The 25,073-nt window shown below is 64.7% G+C and carries 21 protein-coding genes; 9 read left to right on the top strand and 12 right to left on the bottom strand.

From position 1 onward, the window contains the following. Positions 1–381 (top strand): IS5 family transposase (locus Q0J54_RS09515; protein ID WP_296305238.1); only part of this gene is annotated, 381 nt, incomplete at its 5' end. A gap of 9 nt (positions 382–390) precedes the next feature. Here Q0J54_RS09515 and Q0J54_RS09510 read toward each other — a convergent pair. Continuing rightward, positions 391–786: a hypothetical protein gene (locus tag Q0J54_RS09510; protein ID WP_296305237.1), complete on the bottom strand. Its 396-nt coding sequence runs from the start codon at positions 784–786 to the stop codon at positions 391–393. Positions 787–829: 43 nt separating this feature from the next. Further along, the gene (locus tag Q0J54_RS09505) at positions 830–1,666 is read right to left on the bottom strand and encodes a sulfotransferase family 2 domain-containing protein (protein WP_296305236.1); all 837 of its coding nucleotides are present in this window, start codon (positions 1,664–1,666) and stop codon (positions 830–832) included. Positions 1,667–1,842: 176 nt separating this feature from the next. On the opposite strand from Q0J54_RS09505, the gene Q0J54_RS09500 reads away from it, so the two are divergent. The 3 genes from Q0J54_RS09500 to Q0J54_RS09490 all read left to right on the top strand — a co-directional run bounded on the left by Q0J54_RS09500 (position 1,843) and on the right by Q0J54_RS09490 (position 4,698). After that, positions 1,843–2,631 carry a type III pantothenate kinase gene (locus Q0J54_RS09500; protein WP_296305235.1) on the top strand — a complete coding sequence of 263 codons (789 nt, stop codon included), beginning with the start codon at positions 1,843–1,845 and terminating at the stop codon, positions 2,629–2,631. A 237-nt stretch (positions 2,632–2,868) separates the two neighbouring features. After that, the gene (gene eno, locus Q0J54_RS09495; protein ID WP_296305234.1) at positions 2,869–4,158 is read left to right on the top strand and encodes a phosphopyruvate hydratase; all 1,290 of its coding nucleotides are present in this window, start codon (positions 2,869–2,871) and stop codon (positions 4,156–4,158) included. A 192-nt stretch (positions 4,159–4,350) separates the two neighbouring features. Next, positions 4,351–4,698, top strand: a complete 348-nt coding sequence (locus tag Q0J54_RS09490; RefSeq protein WP_296305233.1) for an SMR family transporter — start codon at positions 4,351–4,353, stop codon at positions 4,696–4,698. Between the two features lie 40 nt (positions 4,699–4,738). Here Q0J54_RS09490 and Q0J54_RS09485 read toward each other — a convergent pair whose 3' ends face one another. The 10 genes from Q0J54_RS09485 to Q0J54_RS09440 all read right to left on the bottom strand — a co-directional run bounded on the left by Q0J54_RS09485 (position 4,739) and on the right by Q0J54_RS09440 (position 15,617). Beyond that, entirely contained in the window at positions 4,739–5,962 is a 1,224-nt protein-coding gene (locus Q0J54_RS09485; protein ID WP_296305232.1) for a M20 family metallopeptidase, read from the bottom strand. Positions 5,963–6,122: 160 nt separating this feature from the next. Beyond that, a complete protein-coding gene (locus Q0J54_RS09480) occupies positions 6,123–7,133 on the bottom strand; it encodes an ABC transporter substrate-binding protein (protein WP_296305231.1) in 1,011 nt (336 codons plus the stop codon). A gap of 73 nt (positions 7,134–7,206) precedes the next feature. Further along, positions 7,207–8,187 (bottom strand): tripartite tricarboxylate transporter substrate binding protein, encoded by a 981-nt coding sequence (locus Q0J54_RS09475; protein WP_296305230.1) that lies wholly within the window; start codon positions 8,185–8,187, stop codon positions 7,207–7,209. A 30-nt stretch (positions 8,188–8,217) separates the two neighbouring features. Then, complete coding sequence (locus Q0J54_RS09470; RefSeq protein ID WP_296305229.1) at positions 8,218–9,447, bottom strand: M20/M25/M40 family metallo-hydrolase; 1,230 nt, start codon at positions 9,445–9,447, stop codon at positions 8,218–8,220. Positions 9,448–9,471: 24 nt separating this feature from the next. Further along, positions 9,472–10,974 carry a tripartite tricarboxylate transporter permease gene (locus Q0J54_RS09465; protein WP_296305228.1) on the bottom strand — a complete coding sequence of 501 codons (1,503 nt, stop codon included), beginning with the start codon at positions 10,972–10,974 and terminating at the stop codon, positions 9,472–9,474. A gap of 21 nt (positions 10,975–10,995) precedes the next feature. Further along, positions 10,996–11,475 (bottom strand): tripartite tricarboxylate transporter TctB family protein, encoded by a 480-nt coding sequence (locus tag Q0J54_RS09460; RefSeq protein ID WP_296305227.1) that lies wholly within the window; start codon positions 11,473–11,475, stop codon positions 10,996–10,998. 39 nt (positions 11,476–11,514) lie between these two features. Beyond that, the gene (locus Q0J54_RS09455) at positions 11,515–12,312 is read right to left on the bottom strand and encodes a sulfite exporter TauE/SafE family protein (RefSeq protein WP_296305226.1); all 798 of its coding nucleotides are present in this window, start codon (positions 12,310–12,312) and stop codon (positions 11,515–11,517) included. 2 nt (positions 12,313–12,314) lie between these two features. Beyond that, positions 12,315–13,019 carry a FadR/GntR family transcriptional regulator gene (locus tag Q0J54_RS09450; protein ID WP_296305225.1) on the bottom strand — a complete coding sequence of 235 codons (705 nt, stop codon included), beginning with the start codon at positions 13,017–13,019 and terminating at the stop codon, positions 12,315–12,317. A gap of 253 nt (positions 13,020–13,272) precedes the next feature. Then, the gene (gene cydB / locus Q0J54_RS09445) at positions 13,273–14,307 is read right to left on the bottom strand and encodes a cytochrome d ubiquinol oxidase subunit II (protein WP_296305224.1); all 1,035 of its coding nucleotides are present in this window, start codon (positions 14,305–14,307) and stop codon (positions 13,273–13,275) included. A 2-nt stretch (positions 14,308–14,309) separates the two neighbouring features. Then, entirely contained in the window at positions 14,310–15,617 is a 1,308-nt protein-coding gene (locus tag Q0J54_RS09440; RefSeq protein WP_296305223.1) for a cytochrome ubiquinol oxidase subunit I, read from the bottom strand. 368 nt (positions 15,618–15,985) lie between these two features. On the opposite strand from Q0J54_RS09440, the gene htpG reads away from it, so the two are divergent. The 5 genes from htpG to Q0J54_RS09415 all read left to right on the top strand — a co-directional run bounded on the left by htpG (position 15,986) and on the right by Q0J54_RS09415 (position 24,898). Next, positions 15,986–17,902: a molecular chaperone HtpG gene (htpG, locus tag Q0J54_RS09435; protein WP_296305222.1), complete on the top strand. Its 1,917-nt coding sequence runs from the start codon at positions 15,986–15,988 to the stop codon at positions 17,900–17,902. A 214-nt stretch (positions 17,903–18,116) separates the two neighbouring features. Next, a complete protein-coding gene (locus tag Q0J54_RS09430; protein WP_296305221.1) occupies positions 18,117–19,433 on the top strand; it encodes a GGDEF domain-containing protein in 1,317 nt (438 codons plus the stop codon). A 284-nt stretch (positions 19,434–19,717) separates the two neighbouring features. Continuing rightward, on the top strand, positions 19,718–21,085 hold the full coding sequence (locus Q0J54_RS09425; RefSeq protein ID WP_296305220.1) for a sensor domain-containing diguanylate cyclase: 1,368 nt from the start codon (positions 19,718–19,720) through the stop codon (positions 21,083–21,085). 118 nt (positions 21,086–21,203) lie between these two features. After that, a complete protein-coding gene (gene selB, locus Q0J54_RS09420) occupies positions 21,204–23,156 on the top strand; it encodes a selenocysteine-specific translation elongation factor (protein WP_296305219.1) in 1,953 nt (650 codons plus the stop codon). A gap of 32 nt (positions 23,157–23,188) precedes the next feature. After that, on the top strand, positions 23,189–24,898 hold the full coding sequence (locus tag Q0J54_RS09415; protein ID WP_296305218.1) for an FAD-dependent oxidoreductase: 1,710 nt from the start codon (positions 23,189–23,191) through the stop codon (positions 24,896–24,898). The last annotated feature ends 175 nt before the right edge of the window (positions 24,899–25,073 follow it).

The following is a 25,073-nucleotide window of genomic DNA, read 5'->3' as shown; positions in this document are numbered from 1 at the left end:
ATACATCTGGCCGTGGATGCGCATGGTATGCCGGTCAGAGTTATTGTTACAGAGGGTACCCGAGCTGATTGCAAAGAGGCCTGTGCGTTGATTGACGGGTTGAGTGCCGGAGCGCTTTTGGCTGATAGAGGCTACGATACGGAGAATATTCTCCGCAAAGCGGGTGAATCCGGTTGCCAGGTTGTCATCCCGCCAAAGAAAAGTCGTAAAATATTACGCAACTATGATAGAGAGCTCTACAAAGTAAGGCATCTTGTCGAAAATGCTTTTCTCCATCTAAAACGCTGGCGGGGAATTGCCACACGGTATGCCAAAAGATGCTCCTCTTTTCTCGCCGCCGTTCAAATCAGGTGCATATCCTTATGGGCAAACACAATTTGACGACACTATCTAGTCACCCTTGTCGCCTGAGGCGGCGTCGAAAAAGTCGGCGATCATTTCCGTCACGATGTCCAGATAGCGGGGGAAGTCCCGGTCGAAGGTCTCCGGCGACACCAGCGCCTCCACGGAAAAGCGCAGGGCAAAGCCCTCCTCGTCATCGAACACGATGACCTTGCCGACCTTGTAGGCCTGGGAAATGGCGGCGGCCAGCGCATAGCAGGCGTCGTGCAGCTCTTCGTCGATATCCTCGAAGCCCGCGCCGAGAGAGATGTAGGCCGGGTCCTCCGCGTCATGCAGCAGGGTCATGGAGATGTCTTCGTGGGTGAAGTGGATGTCCCCGTCCTTGTCGGCCTCGCCCTGGATGCCATGCCGCTGCATGATGTCCAGCAGTTCCTGCGTATCCATACTGATGCTCCTTGTTCTGCTGCCCGCTCCGTCCTCCGGGGGGTCAGCGCTTGGGGTTGATGATGGCGCCGCTCTCCTCCCGCTCCAGTTTGCGGTCGATGAGGCGGCAGACCTTGTGAAAGCGGGCATTGACGGCCTGGAAAGTCCTCAGGCGCGCGGCAAGGGCCGGCCCGGCGGCGGCCATGCGTTCCTCGAAGCGTCGCAGCGCCCAGTCATAGAGGGCGCTGTCCAGTGCGTTGCACTGGGCGGCAAGTTCCCTGTCCTCGGCGCTGACCGGGGCAAGGCCCGCCGGATTAAGCATGTTCTGCTTCTCGTAGAAAATCTCCTTCAGACCGATACGGTCGGCCAGCATGAGCAGGCCGGCGTCGAAATGATCCTGCACGCCGAAAAAGAAGAGATGCTCCAGATTGTGCCGGGCCATGTCCAGCAGCTCATCCCCGGGCATGTCCTCGCGGAAGCAGTGGGCCAGCGTATGCGTCATAAAATTGCGTCCCCGGTAGCGCAGGCCCTTTTCCCGGCTGGTGAGATAGTCGCGGAAGCTGACCTGCCCGGCGTTGAGGCGGGCGTACAGATGGTTGGCCGGCCAGCTTTTCTGGAAGCGGTACTCGGAGATGATGCGCGCCACCGGCTCGCGCAGCAGGGTGAAGATGCGCACCTCCCGGTCGTAGAAGCGCGGCGGCTCCACGGACTGGGGCATGAGGTGGCCGATGACGAGCCGGATGCCGTCAAGCTGCGCGGGGTCGAGCTCCCGGCAGCGCGCGTACTCCTCCTTGTGATAGATGCTCAGGATCTCGTCGGGCGCGAAATTGGCCTTGAGCACGGTATTGAGCGTCGTGCCGCCCGTACGCGGCATATGCAGGAAAAAAAGCATGGGCGGCATGGTCTCCCCTTGCGGACAACGTCCCGGATCTCGTCAGCATGTTACATGCCTCGTCCACGGCTGGCAAGGGCGGCGCTTGCGTGTCGCCGGGCAGTCTGGCATACTGCCGCAGCAATCGGCGCGAAGCCGCTCCCCCGGCGGCGGCGCGGCCCCCGAACGTCCGACAAGGAGCGGCTATGCGGGCGGAACTCCTGCTTTTCGACATCGGCAACACGTCCACCAAGATCGGTCTGGCCGATGCGGGACGTGTGCTGACCACCTATTCCCTGCGTACCGATGCCGAGCAGACAGCCGACAGCCTGGGACTGGGCCTGCTGACCCTCTGCGGGCATGCCGGTCTGGAGCTGGACAGCGTGCGCGCCTGCATGGTGTCCTCCGTCGTCCCGGACGTCACGCCCACCCTGCGCGAGGCCCTGACACGCTATGTCCGGCGGCCCGTCTTCTTTGTACCGGCCGACGTTCCCCTGCCGCTGGAAAACCGCTACGCCCGCCCGGAACAGGTGGGCGCGGACAGACTGGTGGGCGCCTATGCCGCCCGCCGCCTCTGCCCGGAGCCGGAATCCCTCATGGTCGTGGACTTCGGCACGGCGGTGACCTTTGACTGCATCGCCCGCGACGCCTACGAGGGCGGGCTCATCTTTCCCGGGCCCAAAACGGCGCTGGCGGCGCTGGCGCGCCATGCCGCCCAGCTCACCCGCGTGGACCTCGAGGTGGACGCCCTCACGCCCAGCATCGGACGGGACACGACCACCAGCATCCAGCACGGTCTGGTGTTCGGCTTCGTGGGCATGGTGGAAGGCCTCGTGGCCCGCCTGCGGCCCCAGCTCCCGGGCACGACCCGCATCCTGGCCACGGGGGGCTTTGCCCAGTCCATCGCCCGCCTGAGCCCGGTATTTGACGAGGTGCTGCCCTCCCTGCTGCTGGAAGGGCTGCGCCGGCTGTTTTATGAATGCGACCCCGCCTAGGGCCTTTCGCCATTGCAAAAGGCGGCACGCGAGGCGGCACAGCGCCGCCCGGCCCACGGCAGGTGGAAAAGCCGCGCTTTTCCGCGAAACGACAGGCCGCATGGTTTGAAACGCGATGCGTTTCAAATGAAAAAGCTCCAGGGAGCGTCGTTTTTTGCCGCACGCAGCGCATGGGCGCGCGACGGCCTTTCGCCATACCCGCCCTCCCCCGGGAGAGCCCAACACTTAGGAGCAGCCATGAGCAGCATCGCCTCTGTCTACGGTCGCGAGATCCTCGATTCGCGCGGCAACCCCACTGTGGAAGTTGAAGTCTCTCTCGAATCCGGTCACAGCGCCCGGGCGGCCGTGCCTTCCGGCGCGTCCACCGGCAGCCGCGAAGCCCTTGAAATGCGCGACGGCGACAAGGAACGCTTTGGCGGCAAGGGCGTTACCAAGGCCGTGGAGAACGTCAATGGCGAGATCGCCGACGCCCTGCTCGGCCTTGACGTGCTGCATCAGGTGCAGATCGACAATACCCTCATCGATCTGGACGGCACGGACAACAAGAGCCGTCTCGGGGCCAACGCCATGCTCGGCGTGTCCATGGCCTGCGCCCGTGTGGCCGCCGAATATCTGGGCCTGCCCCTCTACAAATACCTGGGCGGCGTCAACGCCAAGGTGCTGCCCGCGCCCATGATGAACGTCATCAACGGCGGCGCGCATGCCTCCAACAATCTGGACATCCAGGAATTCATGATCATGCCCCTGCGCGCCCAGAGCTTCCGGGACGCCCTGCGCATGGGCGCTGAGATCTTCCATGTGCTCAAGAAGATCCTGGAAAAGGACGGTCATTCCACCGGCGTGGGCGACGAGGGCGGCTTTGCGCCCAACTTCAAGAACCATGACGAAGCCTTCAGCTACCTCATCAAGGCCATTGAGGAAGCGGGCTACAATCCCGGCAGCGAAGTGGCCCTGGCCATCGACGCCGCGGCGTCCGAATTCTACAAGGACGGCAAGTATGTCCTCAAGGGCGAGAACCTGAGCCTCAACAATGCCGAAATGACCCAGTGGCTGGAAGAATTCACCCGCAAATATCCGCTCATCTCCATCGAGGACGGCATGGCCGAGGGCGACTGGGACGGCTGGAGCATGCTCACCGGCAGCCTTGGCGACCGCATCCAGCTTGTGGGCGACGACGTCTTCGTGACCAATCCGGCCATCCTGGCCGAGGGCATCGCCGAAGGCGTGGCCAACTCCATCCTCATCAAGCTCAATCAGATCGGCACGGTCACCGAGACCCTGGACACCATCGAAATGGCCAAGGAAGCCGGTTACACCACGGTCATCTCCCACCGTTCCGGCGAGACCGAGGACAGCTTCATCGCGGATCTTGCCGTGGGCGTCAATGCCGGGCAGATCAAGACCGGCTCGCTCTGCCGCTCCGAACGCATGGCCAAGTACAATCAGCTCCTGCGCATCGAAGAGGAGCTGGGCGACGGCGCGGAATTCTTCGGCCCAATGCTGGCCGAATACTACGATCAGGACTAGGCATATGCTGCCCGGAGGGGCCGCGGGAACAGAGGCCCGCGCCCCTCCGCACGACGACGGATCATGCCGCGCGGGCCCTGCTTTCCCGTGTGCCTTGCGCCGTGTGTCTTCCGCCGCGGAGCGTACGGCGGCCCAAGGATATCCCTGCCCCTCCGCCCGCGGTCCCACGCCCTCTACCTGCCGGGAGCCGTCATGGGAGCCCCGCTCATCGCCTACGGCCTGCTGGCCGTGGCCATCACCGCCGAGACGTTCGCCACGTCCTGCCTCAACGCCTCCCAGCAGCTCAGCCGCCTCTGGCCGACGCTGGGCAGCATCGCGGGCTACTGCGTCTCCTTCACCTGCCTCTCGCAGGTGCTGCGCTATCTGCCGGTGGGCATCGCCTATGCCATCTGGTGCGCGCTGGGCATCATCCTGGTGACGCTCATGGGCTATTTCTGGTTCGGGCAGAAGATGGATCTTCCCGCCCTCATCGGCATGGGGCTGATCATCGCCGGCGTGCTGGTCATCCAGCTCTTTTCCCGCACGGCCCAGCACGGATGACCCGCCCCGGGCGACCGTCCCCGCTCTCCTCCGCCGGCGCTCAGGCCATTGGAGCGGCAAGCTCTGTCCGGGCGGCCATGACGGCGGAGAGCGCCAGCAGCCTGGCCCGCGCCACCAGACTGGACAGCACCAGGTATTCCTTGTCCGAATGGATATGCTCGCCTTCCGGGCCCATGCAGCAGATGGTGGGGATGCCCAGCACCGAGGAGCAGAAACCGGACTCGGCGGCGCTTTCGTAATGCTGTCCTTCCAGCGGCATGCCCAGCTGACGGCCGGCTTCCCGCACCAGATCGAACAGTCTGTCTCCGGCGGCCGTGCGTTCCAGCGGATAGAGCCGCAGGCCGCCGCTGGCCGTGGCATGGGTACGCGGCAGGCTTTCGGCGGCCGTTATGTCCCGTATGGCCGCCACCACACGCTCACCGTCGGCAAGCCGGCGGTAGGTGAGGTGCAGGCGGGCTTCGGCCCAGGGGGCGACGGAATTGGCGGACGTGCCGCCGGAGATGAGGCCCGTGTTGACCGTGATGCCGTTGGGCAGATCCACCAGACGGTCATAGGCCAGCACCTTGTGCGCCAGGGCCAGGATGGCCGATGCGCCGTCGGCATAATCACGCCCGGCATGGGCCGCCACGCCGCGTACGCGGATGTGCATATGCCCCGAGCCCTTGCGGGAAAGCGTCACCTTGCCGCCCACGCCGCCCGGCTCCGCACAGAACACGGCATGCGCGCCGCGCAGATGCTCCCGCAGGGCCAGCGAGGAGGTGGGAGAGCCCAGCTCCTCGTCGGAAGAGAACATCAGCGTCAGCGGACAGGGCAGCAGACCGTGGCCGGCAAGGGTTCTGGCCGCAAAGAGCATGGCCACAAGGCCCCCCTTCATGTCCGCCACGCCGGGGCCGTAGACGCGGTCCGCCCGCCGGTCCACGGTAAAGGGACGCCGCTGTGCCGTCCCCACGGGGAAGACCGTGTCCATATGCCCGATGAAGCCGATGCCCGGCCCGGCCCCTTCCGCGCCATGACGGGCCGTCCAGGGGCTGGCCAGGTCCGCCTGCCACGCCTCATCCTCGGGAACCGGCGCATGCGGCAGACAGGCCGTTGCAAAGCCCGCCCGGGCCAGCCAGTCGGCGCAGACCTGACCGACCCTGTGCACGCCTTCGGCGCAATTCGTGGGGGAGTCGATGCTCACCAGCTCCTCGAGCAGGGCCAGCATCTCCGCTTCCTGCCCGGCCAGGGCCTCGTCAATGACCTTACGGCAATCCTGCAACTCCATGACATGCCTCCTTGCGGCTGTCGCCCCATGATGACAGGCCGCCCCTGACCGCCGCGCTGACGGCGGCATGGCGGGACGACCTGCGAAACAAGCGGGGAAGGAGCTCCCGGGAGGAGACTGGCAGGGCCCCTTCCCCGGCAACGACTGCGGAAACGGCAGCCTATTGCGATAACTTTTGCAGATAGTCCGCGCGAATGACGGGCAGTTCCGCCGCCTTTTCGCCTTCACCCTTGCGCGCGGCAAGGAAAGCGGCCATATCGCTCAGCACGGCCCGCAGCGAACCGTCCCCTTCGCCCAGAAGCCGCACCTGCTCGCTCACCGGGTAGACGCGATGATCCCGCATGTCTTCACGGGCCGTGGCGGCGTCCAGCTCCCGGCCTGCCCATTCCCTGCAGAAGCGCACATAGTCCACCACCAGCTGTTCATCGGGTTCAGCCGCCAGCACGGCGGCTCCGCGCTGATACAGACGCAGGAAGCGCCGCACCAGTTCCGCGTTCTGCTCGGCGAACTGCCGGTCGGCCAGCAGCACCAGCGGCAGGGAGGCCTTGACGTCGGCAGCCGTGGCGGCCACGACGCAGCCTTCCTTTTCCGCGGCATAGGTGTAGGGAGCCCAGGTGACCAGAATGTCCCCCATGCCGCCCCGGAACGCGCCCAGCGCCTGTTCCGGCGGCATGAAGCGGATCTTGACGTCCTTTTCCGTCAGCCCCAGCGAGCGCAGCCACTGCACCAGCGTATAATGGGCGGACGTGCCCTGCGGGCACAGCACGAGCTTGCCCCGTACGGATGCCGCATCGGCGAACCTGGCGTCCTTGCGCGCCAGCACGGCATTGGCGGCGGCTTCATCGCCGGCCACGGCCACCACCTCGAACGGCGCGCCGAAGGCGGCCGAGACCGTGGGCACGCTGCCGCAGCCGGCAAGGACCCACTTGTAGGCCTTCATGCCCTCGATGAGGGCCTTGCCCGAGTCAAAACGCAGCATCTCCACATCCAGACCGGCTTCCTTGTCCCAGCCCTTCTGCCGGGCATACCAGACGGGAAAGGCCTCGTACTCGCCGAGCCAGCCCGTCTTCAGAGCCACGGTCTCCGGCGCGGCCGACGCGCCGGCGGGGCTGAGCAGCAGCGCCAGCGCCAGCACGGGCAGCATCCGAATGAGTGCGGAAAGATAACGCATGAACACCCTCCTTCATGCGGGTACGACGCCGCGCCGACCCCGGCGGGCGGCAACCGGCGCGGCGAAGCGTACCCTACTTGCTGACCATGTTGTTTTCCTTGAGCACCTTGCCGATGGTCGTCCACATGTTGTCGATGACCTTCTGGAATTCGTCGTGCGGCAGATAGTCGCAGGTCAGGCCGGCCTTGGCCATCTTGGCCTGCACATCGGGATCGGCCAGCGCTTCCTTGATCAGATTCTGCATGGCGATGATCTTGTCGTCGGGCGTACGGCGGGGCGCCACCAGGCCGTGCGGCGAGGGGAAGACCAGCGCCGGGTCATTGTCGAACTGTTCGGTGAAGGTGGGGGCGTCGGGCAGTTCCTTGACGCGTTCCCCGCTGGTCACGCCGATGATGCGGAAATCACCCGCCTGCGCATAGGGCAGCTGGTTGGTGGTCACGCCGAAGGCGCTGGTGATGTGCCCGCCCAGCAGGGCCGTGGACACGTCATGGCCGCTGGTATAGGCCACATGCGGCAGCTTCATGCCGCCGAACTTCTTTTCCACCATCAGCATATACAGCCGCTGGGAGGAAAAGGCGCCGTGCGTGGCGAAGTTGATCTTGCCGGGATTGGCCTTGGCGGCCTCGAAGAGCTCGCGGACGCTGGTGATGCCGGAGTCCTTGCGTACGGCAAGGCTGAGCACCATGTCCGTGATCTGCACCACGGCCTTGAAGTCCTTGAGGCTGTAGCCGGTTGGCTTGGCCTGGGGCGTGGTGCAGAAGGTCGGCACCGCCGGGAAGCCGAAGGTGTAGCCGTCCGGACGGGCGCGGGCCACATCCAGCATGGCCGGCGCGCCGGCGCCGCCGCCCTTGCAGACGATGTTCAGGGTGATGCCCTTGCCCTGGAGGTATTCGGCGATGATGCGCGCGGCGATGTCCACGGCGCCGCCGGGACCGAAGGGGATGATGATGTTGACCGGACGGTCGGGATAGGCGGCCAGCGCCGGACGTGACGTGCCCAGCACGGCAAGGCCGAGCAAAAGGGCGCAGCAGGCAAGGGAAAGAAGCTTCTTCATGGCAAACATCCTGACTGGTTGATGTTGAGGTTACAGAGTGACCTTCGGTGACGCGGAAAACTTTCGTGCGGCCTGGAGCGCCGCCAGGGCAAGGATCTTGGCGCGCGGCAGGAAGGTGGACGGGATGATGTATTCCTCAGGCGTATGCAGGCCCGTGCCTTCCGGGCCCATGCTGCAGACGGTGGGCAGATCGAGCACGCTGCAGCAGTAGCCGGATTCCGCCGCGCCCTTGGAACGTTCAAGGGAGCAGGGGTAGCCGATGCAGTCCGCCGCGGCATGGATGAGCTCGTACAGGGCCATGACCTTGGGCGTGGGGCGCAGCGGCAGCAGGCGCAGCCCGCCGCTGATGTGGGAGCGCGTCCCCGTCACATGGGTCTTGTCGGTCTCCTCCCGGATGGCGCGCACCAGCTCCTGGCCCAGTTCGTAGGTCGGATAGGTGAGATGGATGCGGGCGGTGGCAAAAGGCGCGACGGAATTGGCCGACGTGCCCCCGGAGATGAGGCCGGTATTAACCGTCATGTCCCTGTCGAGGTCCACATGCCGGTCATAGGCCAGGATCTTGTGGGCCAGCTCGAGGATGGCCGAATGCCCGTCGGCATAATTGCGGCCGGCATGGGCCGACTTGCCCTCGATCTCCAGCAGCATATGGCCCGATCCCTTGCGTTCCACCGAAACGCCGCCGCCCACATAGCCCGGTTCCGTGCACATGACGGCATGCGCGCCGTTGAGCTCCCGGCCGAGGTGATAGCTCGTCGTCGGCGAACCCAGCTCCTCATCGGGCGAGAAGGTCAACGTCATGGGCACGTCCATGAGGCCCAGCTCCTTCAGGGCCCGGGCCACGAACATGTTCATGACCACCCCGCCCTTCATGTCCAGCAGGCCGGGGCCCGTTGCCCTGTCGGCCTGACGATCCATGCGGTAGGGACGCGCCGCCGCGGTCCCCGCCGGGAACACCGTGTCCATGTGCCCCATGAACACCACGCCGGGCCCGGCTTCCCGCGCATGGGTACGCGCCGTCACCACATGGCCGAGACAGGACATCCACTGCTCGTCGGCCGGAATGGGGGCCTGCGGCAGCACCTCCACGGCAAAGCCAGCCTCCCGCATGTGTCCGGCAATGACCTCGCCGACCTTGTCCACATCCCCGCCGTCATGGGAAAAGCTGTCCATGTTCACGAGCTTTTCAAGCAGGGCATACATTTCCGTCTCATGCGCGCCGAACCAGCCGTCCAGCGCTTCCTTCCAGCGTGCAAGTTCCATACGTTCCTCCCCGGAATGGCTGCGTTATTCCTCGGCGATGTTCTCTCCGCGCAGGGCCGCGCGGATGCTGTCATAAATGGGCTTGATCAGCACGAAGAGGCTGACGGCCAGGATGCACATGGCCACAGGGCTCGTGTAGAAAATGCTGTAGTCGTTCTGGGAGATGCTCAGGGCCCGGCGGAAGTTGGTCTCCGCGATGCCCGCCAGGATCATGGCCAGCAGCATGGGCGGCTGGGGGATGTTGCACTTGATCATCAGGTAGCCCACCACCCCGAAGATGGCCACGATGAGCAGGTCGAACATGTTGTTGTTGACCGCATAGCCGCCCACCGCGCAGAGCGTCACCACGATGGGCATGAGCACGCCGCTGGGGATGGCGATGATCTTGTTGGAGCCGCGGATGGCGATGAGGCCCAGGATCAGCATGAGCACGTTGGCGATGATGAAGGCGGCGAAGATGCCGTACACGGTGACCGGATGCTCCACGAAGAGCAGCGGCCCGGGGGTGAGGCCCTGGATCATGAGCGCGCCCAGGATGATGGCCGTCACAATGTCGCCGGGCACGCCGAGGGTCAGCAGCGGGATGAGCGCGCCGCCGCACACGGCGTTGTTGGAGGATTCCGTGGCGGCGATGCCGTCAATGGCGCCCTTGCCGAACATCTCGGGATGCTTGGAAAAGCGCTTGGCTTCGCCGTAGGCCATGAAGGTGGCGGCGCTCACCCCGGTGGCGGGCACGATGCCGATGAGCGTCCCGATGACGGACGAGCGCAGGAAGTTCACCACGTTGTCCTTCATGTCGCGCAGGCTCAGGCCCTTGCTGGACAGATTGCCGCCCTTGAGCGTCACGCCGCGGAAGACATCCTCCACGGTCACGATGACCTGCGACATGGCGAAGAGCCCCACCAGCACGGGAACCAGCGAAAGCCCGCTGAAGAGATTGGGATTGTCGAAGGTGTTACGCAGGTCGCCGGTGATGGGATCAAGCCCGATGGTCGCCAGAAAGAGCCCGATGAAGGCGGAGATCATGCCCTTGAGCATGTTGCCCGTGGACAGGGAGGAGACCACCGTCAGACCGAACACGGCCACGGCGAAATATTCCGGCGCGCCAAAGCTCATGGCGGCCTTGGCCAGCAGCGGCGCCACGGTCACCAGCACGAGCGCGCTGAACATCCCCCCGATAAAAGACGCCCAGGTGGCCATCTGCAGGGCCCGGCGGGATTCGCCGCGCGCCGTCAGAGAGGGCCCTTCCAGCATGGTGGCCGCCGCCGAGACCGTACCGGGCGTCCCCACCAGGATGGCCGTGATGCAGCCGCCGTAAATGGCGCCGCAGTACATGCCCAGCAGGGCCGAAAAAGCCTCGATGGCCGGCATGCCGAAGGTGAGGGGGATGAGCAGGGCCACGCCCATGGCGGCGGTCAGCCCGGGCAGCGCGCCGAAGATGATGCCCAGCGCCACGCCCATGAGGTTGGCAAGCAGGCTGCCCAGGGAAAGAGCGTTGGTCAGACCTTCAAGGATGGGTTCAAACATGGGTATCTCCTTTTCCGGCGGTTAGGGAAGCAGGACCTGGAAGAATCCGCCGAACGCGGCCACCACGCCGGCCGTCGTCAGGCAGGCAACCAGCACCACTTCCAGCGGGCGGCGACGCCCGAGCAGCGGCAGTGCCAGCAGCAGGAAGAGCACCGTGCTCACCGAAAAGCCCATGCCGCTGTGGAAAGGGGGATTTTCCATGGTGGCGAAGAAGTCGCCGAGATAGACGATGCCCGCCAGATAGGCCAGGAAGAGCCCGATGAAGCACATGGTCTTCTTGAGGATGGCCGCCTCGGGCCACTTGTGCCGACCGGCGGAGAACAGCCCCCTGACGAGAAGCCCCAGGCTCAGGGCCGCCAGGATGACGAGGACGATGGTGGGGAAGGTCGCCGGGCCGACGCCTTCAGTGGGCGCTTCGGGGATGTTGCTGACGCTCCATGCGCCAACCCCGCACAATCCCAGCAGGATGATTCCGGTCGTAATGTCTGTACAGCTTCTCATGATTGCTCCTTGGCGGTTGAGGTCCGGTAACGCGTTACTCTACAGGACATCCAGCAACATCTTGATGCCGACGCAGATCAGCAGCAGAGCAAACGCGCTCCTGAGCCGGCTGACGGGCAGCCGGTGCGCGATGCGTGCCCCCAGCGGAGCCGTCAGCATGCTGCAAACAACAAGAGGGAACAGGGCGGGCAGATAGAGGTAGCCCAGACAATACGGCGGCAGGCCCGTCGCGTGCAGACCGTTGATCAGGTAGCCGCAGCAGCCGGCCACGGCAATGGGGAGGCCGATGGCCGCGGACGTGCCGATGGCCCGGTGCATCTCCACGTTGTGCCAGGTGAGGAAAGGCACGGAAAGGGTCCCGCCGCCGATGCCCACCAGGCTGGAGATGAGCCCGATGACGCCGCCGGCCGCTCCCATGCCCCATGCGCCGGGCAGCGTCCGTGTGGCCCGCGGCCTGCTGCCGCGCAGCATCTGTACGGCCACATAGGTCAGGAAGATCACGAAAAAGATCTGCAGGAAGCGACGGGGCAGCAGCACGGCCACATAGGTTCCGGCAAAGGTCCCCAGTACGATGCCGGGGCTGATGCGCAGCACGGACAGCCAGTCCACGGCGCCGCGTCGCCAGTGCGCCAGCGCGCTGGAGACCGAAGTGAACATGATGCTGCCCAGTGACGTGGCAAGCGCCAGCAGCATGATGCTTTCCGACGGGAAGCCCGCACGCCCGAAGGCGAACACCAGCATGGGCACGATGACGATGCCGCCGCCCACGCCCAGCAGACCGGCCAGCACCCCGGCCACAAGCCCCAGCAGACCATATGATACGATGCTTGCCATCATGCTCATTCCCTCGCCTTGACCAGTGGATGACGTTCCGAGATCGTTCCAAGATGATGCCGCACTTCCTGCTCGCAGGCGTCCTCATCCTGCCGCTCCACGGCGTCGATGATGCGCAGGTGCGAGCTGATGGAGAACTGACGCCACTCCTCCGAGCGCAGGTCGTCCGTGCGGCCGGGCTGGTAGACGGCATTGAGCCGCTGCATGGTGGTGCTCAGCAGGCTGTTGCCGGTACAGCGCGCAAGACATTGGTGGAACTGCGCGTCCAGATCGCCGTCGCCTTCATCCATGAGCAGGCGCCGCTGTTGATCGCACACGATGATCTTGAGCTCGTTAAGCTGCTCCTGTGTGCGGCGACGGGCCGCCAGCCGGGCGATGGACGGTTCCATGATGCGTCGAAACTCCATGACCTCATCAAAAATGACGCATTCCGAATCCACCGCCGACAACAGCGCCTGCTCCAAAAAATCCGTCTTGCTGCTGCGCACATAGGTCCCGTCCCCATGACGGCTTTCCAGCACCCCCTGCTCGGCCAGCGTGCGGATGGCCGTCCGCACACTGTTACGGGAAACCCCGAAGGTGCTCGCCAGGCTGCGTTCCGGCGGCAGCCTGTCGCCGGGCTTGAGCTGAAGCTCGGCCATGAAGGCCCGCAAACGGGACAACAGGGGTTCGTAGCTGCGCTGAGGGGTCTTGTCGGAAAGGGCGTCCATCTGTCTCATTCTCCTTTGCAACCACTATGCAGGCCGGTTCAACCAATGTCAACCATTATACACCCTGTTTCGCAACCATTCTTAAAACAGCGATAACCTTTAAACCAATACGCATAACATAGTGAATACTATTTCCTTTTTCGCTAACCATTTTTGCGGCCGGCCGCCGCGCTCAGGCGGGCCATGCAAAAAAAAACGGCGGCCCCGAATCGCTCGGGAGCCGCCGTGGTTGCGCCTGTCCGCCGGGGCGGGATCAGTAGGCGTGTTCGTCCTTCAGGTCAGTGGCCGTCACCGGCTTGCGGAAGAGGTGGTAGGCCCAGGCCTGGTAGATGAGGACGATGGGGACCATGACCAGCGCCACACCCAGCATGATGGTGAGCGTCAGCTCGGTGGAGGAGGCGTTGTAGGCCGTGAGGGTGGCAGCCGGATCCAGCGAGGAGATGATCATGCCGGGGAACATGCCCGCCACGCCGAAGAAGGTCACGCCCACGATGTAGAGGCCGCTGCAGGCCCAGGCCAGCCAGAGCCGCCCGGCACGCAGCATGATCCGCGCACCCACCAGCCCGACCAGCGCCACCACCGGCAGCAGGAAGAGCGCCGGCTGGGCGAAGAAGTTGTCGAAAAGCCGGGTATAGGCCCACGTCATACCCAGGAAGACCAGCAGCAGCACCAGCATGACGGGCCAGAGCAGGCTGGCCGTGGCCAGGGCGCGCAGCTGGAGATCGCCTTCGCTCTTGATGGCCAGCCACAGGGAGCCGTGCAGCATGAACATCACGAGGAAGAAGATGCCGCCCGCCAGTCCGTAAGGATTGAGCAGACCAAGGAGGTTGCCGTGATAGACGCCCTCCGCATCCACGGGGATGCCCATGAAGAGGTTGGCAAAGGCCACGCCCAGCAGGATGGAGGGCACAAGGTTGGACAGGAAGTGGATGATATCCCAGAAGCCCCGCCAGGCGGCGCTCTCCACCTTGCCGCGGAATTCAAAGGACACGGCGCGGAAGATGAGCGCGAAGAGCAGGAGCAGCAGGGGCGCGTACAGGGCGCTGAACATCACCGCATAGACCGTGGGGAAGGCCGCGAAGGTCACCCCGCCCGCGGAGATGAGCCACACTTCATTGCCGTCCCAGAAGGGGCCGGCGGCATTGTACATGATGCGGCGGTCTTCCTCGTTCTTGCCGAGGAAGGGCAGCAGGGAGCCGAGGCCGAGGTCGAAGCCGTCCAGCACGAAGTAGACGGCCCAGAGCAGCGCCCAGAGGATGAACCAGACGATTTGCAGTGTTTCCAGCATGACTAGACCTCCTCGGGACCCTTACAGGCATACTTGCGCAGCAGCCAGATGTCGAGCACACCCAGCAGGGTGTACACGACGATGAAGCCGATGAGCGAAAAGAGCACGTTGCCCGCGGGCACGGGCGACACGGCGTCGCTGGTGCGCATGAGATTATAGACGATCCAGGGCTGACGGCCCATCTCGGCCACCAGCCAGCCGAAGGCGATGCTGACGTACGGCAGCGGGATATTCCAGACCAGCGCCTTCATAAGGCCGGAACACGGCATGTCGCGCTTGCGCTGCAAGGTGGCCGCCGCCGCCAGGATGAGGAAGAGCACGCCAAGGCCCACCATGGCCCGGAAGCCCCAGAACACCGGAGCGACAGGCGGACGGTCCTCCTTGGGGAAGTCCTTGAGGCCCTTCACTTCGGCATCGGCGTCACCGTAGGCGATCCAGCTCATAAGCCCGGGGATGCCGATGGCTTCCACGCTGTTGCGCTCATTTTCCACATCCGGCAGCACCAGCATGTAGAAAGGCGCGTTGGTCGTGGTCTCCCAGTGGGATTCCATGGCCGCCAGCTTGGCCGGCTGGAGCTGGGCGACGGTCTTGCCCTGCAGGTCGCCCGTGGCGGCCAGCGCCACGGCGAGGATCAGCGTGATGGGGGCGGCCATGCGGAAGGACATGCGGAAAAAGTCCGTATGGCTCCCGCGCAGCAGATGCCAGGCCGACACGCCCAGCACGAAGAAGCCCGCGAGCATCCACGCGGCCATGAGCGTATGGGCGTACATGCCCCAGGCATAGGGGTTGCACAGCACGGCAAAGAAGTCCGCAAGCTCGGCGCGGCCGTTCTGGATCACATAGCCCACCGGGTTCTGCATGAAGCCGTTGGCCAGGATGATCCAGAGGGCGGACAGGTTGCCCGCGATGACCACCAGCCAGATGCTGAGCAGATGCACCTTCTTGCCCACGCGATTCCAGCCGAAGTGCCAGACCGCCAGGAAGGTGGATTCGAGGAAAAAGGCCACCGTGGCCTCGATGGCCAGCAGCGACCCGAAGATGTCGCCCACATATTCCGAATAGCGGGACCAGTTGGTCCCGAACTGGAATTCCAGGGTGATCCCCGTCACTACGCCCAGCGTGAAGTTGATGACAAAGAGCTTGCCCCAGAACTTGGCGTGCCGGCGCCAGGCCTCATTGCCGGTTTTGACGTACCACGTCTCCATGAGGGCGATCAGCAGCGACAGCCCCAGCGTCAGCGGCACGAAGATGAAATGGAAAAAGACGGCGACAGCGAATTGTAGCCGTGAAAGCAGTATAACGTCATCCATAGAGACATCCTCCTGAGTTGCCCACCTAGTATACCGCTCCGTTTCATAAGGCAAGAGCAAATCCTGATAAGGTATATAATACATTAATTTGTTTAGCTTTTCTTTTTTAACAACTTCCCCCGCGTCGGCTTTTTCCCTTCGCCCGCTGGTGCGCGCCGGGGCTGGCACAGGGAGATATTTCCTTTTTTTCTTGCCGGATGGCGGCAGACGTCCCCCTGTCCCCGCCTCTCGCCGCGCCTCATACGGCCTCCCCCCACAAAAAATAAAACCACACAGCCGCACGAACCATCTTCCCCTTGCCGCACGCGGGCTTGACGAATCCTCCGGCGGACTTACTTCACGAGGTATTCATGACAGGAGGCTGCATCATGGCTGAACAGCAATTCAAGGCCGAGGTGCGCAAGGTTTTACGCATCCTCACCAATTCTCTGTATACCAATCGTGAAATCTTTTTGCGCGAGCTCATTTCCAACGCTTCGGACGCGCTGGACAAGCTGCGCTTTCGCACGAGCCGCGGCGAAACGCCGCGCGAGCCCGATCTGCCGCTGGAGATCCGCATCACGCTTGACGAAAAGGCCCGTACCCTCACCATCACCGACAGCGGCCTCGGCATGTGCGCCGCCGAGCTCGCCGAGAACCTGGGGACCATCGCCAGGTCCGGCTCCGAAGCCTTCCTGGCCGAACTGGACGCGCAGGCCGCCGACGGCAAGCCCGCGGACGCGTCCAACATCATCGGTCGTTTCGGGGTGGGCTTCTATTCGGTCTTCATGGTGGCCGACAAGGTGGAAGTCACCTCCCTGCCCGCCTTCGGCGAGGACGGCCAGGCCCATGTCTGGGTCAGCGACGGGCTGGGCACGTTCGACGTCAGCCCCTGCGAGGCCGGGGAACTCAAGCGCGGCACGCGCATCGTCGTCCACCTCAAGGAGGACGCCGCGGAATTCGCCGAAAAGTTCCGGGTGGAATCCGTCATCCGCAACCATTCCGCCTTCGTGCCCTTCCCCATTTTCGTGGGCGAGGACAAGATCAACACCCAGCCCGCCCTCTGGCGCGAGCCCAGGAGCGCCGTCACCCGCGAGCAGTACGACGCCTTCTACAAACATCTGACGTACGACGCCAAGGCCCCGCTGGACGTGCTGCACATCGCCGTGGACGCGCCGGTGCAGTTCACCGCCCTGCTCTACATCCCGGACGCCGCGCAGGACATCTTCGGCATGGACCGCGACTACTGGGGGCTCGACCTCTACAGCCGCCGGGTGCTCATCCAGCACCGCAACAAGGAGCTTTTGCCGGAATACCTCGCCTTCCTCAAGGGCGTGGTGGATACCGAGGACCTGCCGCTCAACATCTCCCGCGAGACCCTTCAGGAGAATGTGGTGCTGCGCAAGATCCATCAGACCATCGTCAAGCAGCTCCTCGGCCATCTGGAAAAAATGGCCGCCGGCGACGCTGAGAAGTACGCCCGCTTCTGGAAGCTGCACGGCCGGGTCTTCAAGCTCGGGTATCAGGATTTCCCCAACCGGGAGCGCGTGGCCGCCCTGCTGCGCTTCAACACCTCCGCCCTCGAGGACGCCGAGGCCCTGAGCAGTCTGGACGAGTATATGGCCCGCGCCCCGGAAGGCCAGAAGACCATCTGGTACGTCACGGCCCCCAACCGGGAAGCCGCGCGCCTGAGCCCCCATCTGGAGCGCTTCCGCAAGAAGGGCATCGAGGTTCTTTACCTGTATGAGCCGGTGGACGAGTTCCTCATGGACGGCCTGCATGCCTACAAGGAATGGGAATTCACCTCCGTGGAGACGGCGGCCGACGACGCGCTGGATGCCTTCGCCGACAAGGCCGATGCGGACAGGCCCGCCGCCGCGCCGCTTTCCGAGGACGACAGTGCCGCCTTCGACAAGCTGCTGGCCCGCATCCGGGAAATCCTCGGCGATCGCGTCAAGGACGTGCGCGTGTCGCATCGTCTGGCCGAAAGTCCGGCCGTGCTGGTCTCGCCAGACGGCGGCATGACCTCCAGCATGGAAAAATTCCTGCGCGTCATGCAGAAGGACGACTCCCTGCCCATCAAGGTGCTGGAAGTGAATCGCGACCATCCCCTGCTGCGCAGCCTGCTACGCATGTACAAGGCCGATGCCGCGGACAAGACCCTGAGCGACATGGTGGAATGTCTCTTTGACGCCTGCCTGCTGCAGGACGGCTACCTCAAGGATCCACAGGCCCTTGCCGCCCGCAGCAATGCCCTGCTGGAACAGGCCGCCGCATGGTACGGCGAGGTGCGCCATCTGGCCTGATCGCCGTCCGGCCGCCATGCCATGTAATGGACAGATATGGGGCAGGGTCGTGTAACGGCCCTGCCCCATTGCCTTTCCGCAGGGAGGCGACGGGCGGAGCGCCGCGGGCCGTGCGACCTTTCACGCTTTCCGGCGGATAAGTATTGACGCTCCCGACCGCATTCCGTACATTGAAGGTAACGTTTTCCCTCCGAACGTGGTCAGGCTGCCTGTTGTGAGTCCACTGCTTTCCTCCCCGACGACGCTTCTGCCCGGCTTCTGGCAGTTCACTCCGGCACAGGATATCTTCTGGCTGGACCGGGACTGTCTGGCCCTTGTGGGCCGCACCGACACGGCCTCGCGCAGCATGCCCGGCAGCGAGCTCCGCGACCTGCTGCACATCGACCCCGAGGAGGAGAGCCTCTTCCAGCAGGTGGTCGAAAGCCCGGCGGAAGGCGACGTGCTCCTGTGCAGCATCACCCTCTATGCCGGTCCCTACAGCGGGCGACAGTGCGCCGTGCGCGCCTCGGTCATGGGACGGGATGCCGATGGACGCGCCCTGAGCCTCGTGGGCAATATCCGCCTGCTCAGCGATACCGGCGTGGACGACCCCGGCGTCAATCCCGACATGGCCCTGCTGACCCTGGACATCAGCGGCGACGGCATGTGGGACTGGTTCCCCAAGACGGGCCGGGTGGAATACAGTCCGCGCTTTCGGGCCATGCTGGGCTATTCCCCCCTGCAGTTCCCCAATAGCATGGAGGCCTGGGAGAACATCATCCACACGGACGACCGCATGCGGGCCAACCGGGCGCTGTACAATATCGTGGAACCCCACGGGGCCAATTATTTCGAATGCACCTTTCGGCTGCGGGGCTCGCGGGGCGACTATCTCTGGATACTCTGCCGCGGGCAGGTCCTGCGGCGGGACACGCAGGGCCGCGCGCTGCGGGTCATGGGCATGATCACCGACATCTCCGCCTCCCAGCAGGACCATGAAAACCTCCTGGAAAAAGCCTACAGCGACCAGCTCACCGGGCTCGGCAACCGCGCCAGCCTCGATATGCACGTCAGGGAGTGGGCCCAGCCGCCCCATCTGCCCCTGAGCATCCTGTACTGTGACGTCAGCGGCCTCAAGCTCGTCAACGACACACTGGGGCACAACGTGGGGGACGCCCTGCTCATCAGCGCCGCCCATCTGCTCAAGAACGCCATCAAGACGCCGCATGTGACCATCCGCCAGGGGGGCGACGAATTTCTGGTGGTGCTGCCCCGCTGTTCCGCCCTGCAGGCGGAGGAGCTGGTCTTCAATCTCCGGGTCGCCATCCAGAAACATAACGACACCGAAGGGTGCATGCCCCTTTTCATCTCCGTGGGCCACGCCACGCTGGAGAAGGCGGCCGCGGACATCTCGGAAACCATCGCCCGGGCCGATCATCATATGCTCCGCAACAAGGCCCTCGCCCACGAGACCACCTACCACCAGCTCAAATGCTGGCTCGAAGCCCTTACCAGCCATCCGGTCTCGCTTTTCGATTCCCGCCGCGACTGACCCAGCTCGCGCGGGCGGCCATCCCGGCGGGTCCGTCCCCGCCCCCCTGCGCGGGGCGCTCCTTGCCGTGTCGCCGCGACGGCTGACGCATCCCCTGTTAAACCGTTGTCATTCGTACAAAAAATGGGAGTTTTGCATCAATCCCAGCCTTTTTCCGTGGAATCCCGCCGCTTTTGCCGCGAAATATTGACAGACCATGCCGAATTCATACAATGATGCCATCGGTACGGGGCCCGCTGCCCGCGAAAAAGGTCCCTTTCCCGCTCCAGGAGATTCAAGCTGACATGACCTCCCGCCCCCTCTCCCCCCACGTCACGGCGGATGCCTGCGGTTTCTGGTTCTACAACGGCGACAGGGATCTCATCCATCTTGACGTGACCTGCCGCCGCCTGCTGGGCCTGCCGCCGGAACGCGTCTGCATCCTGCGTGACGAGATCCGCGAGATGTTCGGCTCCATCGGCGAGAACACCAGCCTTGAGGACATCCTCCACGATACGGACATGGGCGACCGCCTGCGCGACACCTTCCTCGTGCACAGCGGGCCGCGAAAGGGCAGCGTGCTGGTGGCCCACGGGGCCGTCCTGCTGCGCAACGAGCAGCGCCGGGCCATCATGGTGGGCGGCAGCCTGCACGGCATCACGGATGCCTCCTCCCGGCCCGGCCCGACCCTGCCGGAAGAAGGAAGCCCTCTCTTCCCCCTGCCCGATGAAGGTTCCCTGCCCTTTCCCCTGGCCTCCGAGGACGGCCTCTGGGACTGGAACCCTCAGACGGACGCCATCTTCTTCAACCAGCACTACCGGACCATGCTGGGTTATGCCGGCGAACATGACCTGCCCAATGAGGTCGGCGCGTGGATCGACGCCCTGCATCCCGACGACAGGTCCCGCATCCTGACCCTGCAGCGCACCGTCGCCACCACCACCGTTCGCGGCGACTATTTTGAATGCTGCTGCCGCCTCCGCCACAAGGAAGGCCGCTTCCTCTGGGTCATGCAGCGCGGGCAGGTCGTCCAGCGGGATGCACGGGATATGGCCACACGCATCATCGCCCTGCATACCGACCTTTCCCTGCATCGCCGGATCCAGGCCAGCCTGCGCCACAAAGCCCTCACCGACTCGCTCACGGACCTCTACAACCGCGAGTTCCTCACCCAGAACGCCTCCTCCTGGAACAGCCGGCTCTCCCTGCCGCTGAGCGTCATCTACTGCGACGTCAGCGGCCTCAAGCTCATCAACGACACCCTCGGCCACGATGCGGGCGACCGCCTGCTCATCGCGGCCAGCCGCCTGCTGCAACGGAGCATCAGCGCCCCCCACAGCCTCATCCGCCTGGGGGGAGACGAGTTCATCATCATCCTGCCCACCTGCACCGCCGCCCAGGCGGAGGAGCACGCCCGCGCCATCCAGCAGTCCCTTCGGGAATACAACCGCAACAACAGCCGCCTGCCGCTCTTTCTCGGCATCGGCCATGCCACCTGGAACGGCGAGGACGCGGCGGATCTGTACAGCACCATCCACACGGCCGACATACGCATGCAGGAAAAAAAACGCCTGCACCATGCCGACGCCTTCACCTTCCTGCGCTACTGGCTGGAATACCATACCGGCAGGCCCGTCAGACAGCGGGACAGCCGCTGCTCCAGCCGTTCCTGACGGCCGCCCGCCGGACACGTTTTTTCCCCGCCGGAGCGCCCCGGCATTGCGCTTGTCAGCGGAACAGGCTATATCCAGTGCAATCTTCCCGACGCTTTCGCTGGAAAGGAGTTGTTGCATGGCGCTTGTACTGGGCACGGCGGGACACATCGATCACGGCAAGACCTCGCTGGTGCGCGCGCTGACCGGCATAGACTGCGACCGTCTCGAAGAAGAGAAACGGCGCGGCATCACCATCGAGCTGGGCTTTGCCTGGGCGGAACTCCCCGACGGCGAACGCCTGGGCATCGTCGATGTGCCGGGCCACGAACGCTTCGTCAAGAACATGGTGGCCGGGGCCGCGGGAGTGGATTTCGTCATGCTGGTCATCGCCGCCGATGAAGGCGTCATGCCCCAGACGCGCGAACATCTCGACATCTGCACCCTGCTCGGCATCACCCGCGGTTTCGTGGCCCTGACCAAGATCGACATGGTGGACGCCCAGTGGCTCGAACTGGTGCAGGAGGACGTCCGCACCTTCCTCAAGGGCAGCTTCCTCGAACATGCCCCCATTTTTCCCGTCTCCTCCGTCACGGGCGAAGGCCTCGACGCCCTGCGCGCATACATCCACCGCTGTGCGGCCGGGATCCCGCCCCGCCGCCCCACGGACCTCTTCCGTCTGCCCATTGACCGCGTGTTCGGCATGAAAGGTCACGGTACGGTGGTGACCGGCACGGTCATTTCCGGCAGCCTGGAGAGCGGCGAGGAACTCGTGGCCATGCCCGAAGGCGTCGCCGTGCGCGCGCGGGCCCTGCAACGCCACGGCGAGACCGCCGAAGTCGTCCGTGCCGGCCAGCGCTGCGCCGTCAATGTCCAGGGGACGGAAACGGACAGCCTGCACCGCGGGCAGGTGCTTGCCCGCCCCGGCAGCCTTTTCCCTTCCCGGCGCTGGCTGCTGCAACTGATCTGCCTGCCGTCCGCCCCCCGCGCCCTGCGCCAGCGCACGGAAGTCCATTTCCACCACGGTACGCAGGAATGCGCCGCACGCGTCGTCTTTTTCGACCGGGACCGCCTCGCTCCCGGCGAATCCTGCCTTGCGGAACTGCGCTTTTCCCAGCCGCTGGCCGGCGTCTTCGGCGATCATTGCGTCATCCGGGCCTATTCGCCCCTGCGCACCGTGGCGGGCGGCAGCATCGTTTCCCCCCTGCCGCCGGAGCTGCGCGCCCGCGATCCGCGCCGGGCCCATAACCTTGAGACGTTCCGCCAGCTTGCCGCACTGGCCACGCCCGCCCATCTGGCTGAGGACGGGGGCATGGCCCTTGTGCTGGCCATCATGGCCATACGCCATATCCAGGGCTGCGACGTGCCGACGCTCCAGGCGCTTTCCGGCCTGCCCGCGCCGCAGCTGCACAAACTGCTCGTGGATCTGGCCTCACGAGGAAAACTGCTCTGCTGGAACAAGGAACAACGCCAGTGGATAGACGGGGAAGCCTTCACCCAGCTCATGCAGGCCGCCTGCGCACGCGCCGCGGAACTCCACCGCAAGCACCCCCTCAAGCCGAGCCACGGTCAGGGCGCCATCTGCGCCGGCTGGAGCAAGGATCTCCCGCCCCGGCTGGTGCAACGCGTCCTGGAAAGCGCCGTCAAAAAGGGCCTGCTCGTCCAGGAAGGCGACGGCCTGCGCCTGCCCTCGCATACCGTGTCGCTGGCCGGCGATCAGCAGGGGCTGCGGCAAAAGCTGCTGGCCGCCCATGAGGCGGGCGGCATGGCCCCGCCCAACCTCAAGGACGTACTGGCGGAACTTGGCGTCAGCCAGAAGGAGGCCGCCCCGGTACTGCGCCTGCTCTGCGAGGAAAAGGCGCTCGTCCGCGTGGCCGACGGCCTCTACTATGCCGCCGCCCCGCTGGAGGAGATCCTGTCCCGGACCCGGCAGTGGTTTGCCGCCCATGACGATCTCGACCTTGCCGGCCTCAAGGAGATCACCGGCCTGTCACGCAAATTTCTCATCGCCCTGCTCGAATACATGGACAGGGAAAAGATCACCGTCAGGGTAGGCGACGCACGGCACTTGCGCTCGCGTCAACCCTCCTGATTCCCCCTCAACTCCTAACAGGAGAACATGACATGCCTCAGAAGATCCTTGTTATCGGCGGCGTTGCCCTCGGCCCCAAAGCGGCCTGTCGCTGCAAGCGCCTCCTGCCCGACGCCGAAGTGACCCTCATCGACGAAAACGTCAACATCTCCTACGGTGGCTGCGGCATCCCCTACTACGTCTCCGGCGAAGTGAATACGGTCAACGACCTGCGCGCCACGCCGTACAACGTCATCCGCGATCCCAGGTTCTTTGCCGAACTCAAGGACGTGACCGTGCGCATCCAGACGCGTGCCACCGCCATCGACCGCGCGGCCAAGACCGTACGCATCAGAGATGTGGTGACCGGCGCGGAAGAGACCCTCTCCTACGACAAGCTGGTGCTGGCCACCGGCGCAAGCCCGCGCATCCCCCCCGTGGAAGGACACGACCTCGGCAACGTCCTCTCCCTGACCCGCCTCGAAGCGGCTGAAGCCATCCGCCATGCCTGCGAAAACGGCTCCGTCAAGCAGGCTGTGGTCGTGGGCGGCGGCTTCATCGGGCTGGAAGCCGCCGTGGCCCTGGCGGACATGTGGGGCGTCAAGGTCTCCGTGGTGGAAATGATGGACCAGATTCTGCCCGGCGTGCTCTCCGCCCAGCTCGCCCGCATGGCCGCCGTGGACTGCACCAAGCACAATACCGACGTCTACACCGGCGAAAAAGTGCTGCGCCTGGAAGGCAAGGACGGCAAAGTCTGCAAAGTCGTGACCGACAAACGCGAAATCGAGGCCCAGCTCGTCATCTTTGCCGCCGGCTTCACCCCCAACGGCCAGCTTGCCAGGGATGCCGGCCTGGACGTCACCCCCTTCGGCGCCGTCTCCGTCAATGAATACATGCAGACCTCCGACCCGGACATCTATGCCGGCGGCGACTGCGTCTCCATCCCCAACCTCATCACCGGCAAACCCGGCTACCTGCCCCTGGGCAGCATGGCCAACCGGCAGGGCCGCGTCATCGGCACCAACCTCGCCGGCGGCAAGGCCACCTTCCCCGGCTATGTGGGCACCTGGATCGTCAAACTCTTCGATATGTCCTTCTGCGGCGTGGGCCTCACCATCGACAAGGCCCGCAAGGAAGGCTTCGATGCCGTGGCCGTGAGCGTGGAACAGGTGGATCGCGCCCACTTCTACCCCGAAAAGGAACTTATGAGCCTGGAGATCGTGGTGGACAAGGCCACCCGCCGCGTCCTCGGCATGCAGGGCGCCTGCACCGCCGGCGACGCCCTCAAGGCCCGCATCGACGCCGTGGCCGGGGCGCTCCAGTTCGCCAAACCCACGGTGGACGACATCTCCAACCTGGAGATCAGCTACGCTCCGCCCTTCGCCGGCGCTATGGACGTGGTCAACGTGGTGGCCAACGTGGCCGACAACGTGCTGGCCGGCCGCTTCACCCCCATCACCGCCGACAAATTCATGGACCTCTGGCATCACCGCGCGGAGAACAACGTCTTCTTCATCGACGCCCGCCCGGCCAAAGCCGGCAAGGCCGTGCAGGAACAATACCCCGACTGGCACTCCATCCCGCTGGAAGAGATCCGCGCCCGCATCAATGAAGTGCCCAAGGACCGCCCGGTGGCCCTCATCTGCAATACCGGCCTGCGCGCCTACGACACCCTGCTGGTGCTGGCCCGCCACGGCCTCACCGACCTCTCCAACAGCATGGGCGGCATGCAGGCCGTGATGAAAATGGGCCTCAAGCCCTAACGGCTGACAGGTATCTCCTGCGCTTGCAAGAGGCCGGTTTTCCCGCGCGATACGCGGGAAAACCGGCCTTTCCTTTTCGTAAGGGAATATTTTTGCGAGGGGGAGATGAGGAACATGAGAGCTGGGCACACGCTGTACCAGATGAATCAGGTTGATAGGGTATACGTTGTTGGAG

The sequence above is a fragment of the uncultured Desulfovibrio sp. genome, from assembly GCF_944324935.1.
Taxonomy (GTDB): domain Bacteria; phylum Desulfobacterota; class Desulfovibrionia; order Desulfovibrionales; family Desulfovibrionaceae; genus Desulfovibrio.
The sequence above is the reverse complement of the archived record's forward strand: the minus strand, read 5'-3'. Positions and strand labels throughout refer to the sequence as shown.

Coding starts and splice junctions, on each gene's coding strand:
- Q0J54_RS09510 (WP_296305237.1), bottom strand. CDS start 786: ATGGATACGCAGGAACTGCTGGACATCATGCAGCGGCATGGCATCCAG.
- Q0J54_RS09505 (WP_296305236.1), bottom strand. CDS start 1,666: ATGCCGCCCATGCTTTTTTTCCTGCATATGCCGCGTACGGGCGGCACG.
- Q0J54_RS09500 (WP_296305235.1), top strand. CDS start 1,843: ATGCGGGCGGAACTCCTGCTTTTCGACATCGGCAACACGTCCACCAAG.
- eno (WP_296305234.1), top strand. CDS start 2,869: ATGAGCAGCATCGCCTCTGTCTACGGTCGCGAGATCCTCGATTCGCGC.
- Q0J54_RS09490 (WP_296305233.1), top strand. CDS start 4,351: ATGGGAGCCCCGCTCATCGCCTACGGCCTGCTGGCCGTGGCCATCACC.
- Q0J54_RS09485 (WP_296305232.1), bottom strand. CDS start 5,962: ATGGAGTTGCAGGATTGCCGTAAGGTCATTGACGAGGCCCTGGCCGGG.
- Q0J54_RS09480 (WP_296305231.1), bottom strand. CDS start 7,133: ATGCGTTATCTTTCCGCACTCATTCGGATGCTGCCCGTGCTGGCGCTG.
- Q0J54_RS09475 (WP_296305230.1), bottom strand. CDS start 8,187: ATGAAGAAGCTTCTTTCCCTTGCCTGCTGCGCCCTTTTGCTCGGCCTT.
- Q0J54_RS09470 (WP_296305229.1), bottom strand. CDS start 9,447: ATGGAACTTGCACGCTGGAAGGAAGCGCTGGACGGCTGGTTCGGCGCG.
- Q0J54_RS09465 (WP_296305228.1), bottom strand. CDS start 10,974: ATGTTTGAACCCATCCTTGAAGGTCTGACCAACGCTCTTTCCCTGGGC.
- Q0J54_RS09460 (WP_296305227.1), bottom strand. CDS start 11,475: ATGAGAAGCTGTACAGACATTACGACCGGAATCATCCTGCTGGGATTG.
- Q0J54_RS09455 (WP_296305226.1), bottom strand. CDS start 12,312: ATGATGGCAAGCATCGTATCATATGGTCTGCTGGGGCTTGTGGCCGGG.
- Q0J54_RS09450 (WP_296305225.1), bottom strand. CDS start 13,019: ATGGACGCCCTTTCCGACAAGACCCCTCAGCGCAGCTACGAACCCCTG.
- cydB (WP_296305224.1), bottom strand. CDS start 14,307: ATGCTGGAAACACTGCAAATCGTCTGGTTCATCCTCTGGGCGCTGCTC.
- Q0J54_RS09440 (WP_296305223.1), bottom strand. CDS start 15,617: ATGGATGACGTTATACTGCTTTCACGGCTACAATTCGCTGTCGCCGTC.
- htpG (WP_296305222.1), top strand. CDS start 15,986: ATGGCTGAACAGCAATTCAAGGCCGAGGTGCGCAAGGTTTTACGCATC.
- Q0J54_RS09425 (WP_296305220.1), top strand. CDS start 19,718: ATGACCTCCCGCCCCCTCTCCCCCCACGTCACGGCGGATGCCTGCGGT.
- selB (WP_296305219.1), top strand. CDS start 21,204: ATGGCGCTTGTACTGGGCACGGCGGGACACATCGATCACGGCAAGACC.
- Q0J54_RS09415 (WP_296305218.1), top strand. CDS start 23,189: ATGCCTCAGAAGATCCTTGTTATCGGCGGCGTTGCCCTCGGCCCCAAA.